At 57.5% G+C, this 395-nt stretch carries 1 protein-coding gene; it reads left to right on the top strand.

Features of this window, described 5'->3' with window-relative positions; all coding sequences use genetic code 11:
- Positions 1-395: electron transport complex subunit RsxG (rsxG, locus tag WCE05_RS26330; protein WP_368816886.1), on the top strand; the 395-nt coding region annotated here is incomplete at both ends.

Below are 395 nucleotides of genomic sequence, written 5' to 3'. Positions count from 1 at the left end.
TCAATGAGCTGACCAAAAGCACCATCGACCAGCAGGCGGCCCTGCAGCAAAAGGCGTTATTCGACCAGGTTTTACCTGCCGACCGCTATAATAACGATCTGCTTAAGAGTTGCTATCTGGTCAGCGCCCCGGCGCTGGGCAAAGGCCAGCATAAAGTGTGGATCGCCAAAAATAACGATCGACCGATCGGCGCGGTGATGGAAGCCACCGCGCCGGACGGCTACTCCGGAGCAATACAGCTGCTGGTTGCCGCCGATTTTAGCGGCACGGTCCTCGGCACCCGCGTAACTGAGCATCATGAAACGCCGGGCCTGGGTGATAAAATCGAACTTCGCCTGTCGGACTGGATTACCCATTTTGCCGGGAAAGTCATCCACGGCCAGGGCGATAGCCAC

Source organism: Pseudomonas sp. I2, from assembly GCF_040984075.1.
Classification (GTDB): Bacteria; Pseudomonadota; Gammaproteobacteria; order Pseudomonadales; family Pseudomonadaceae; genus Aquipseudomonas; species Aquipseudomonas guariconensis_B.
The sequence above is the reverse complement of the archived record's forward strand: the minus strand, read 5'-3'. Positions and strand labels throughout refer to the sequence as shown.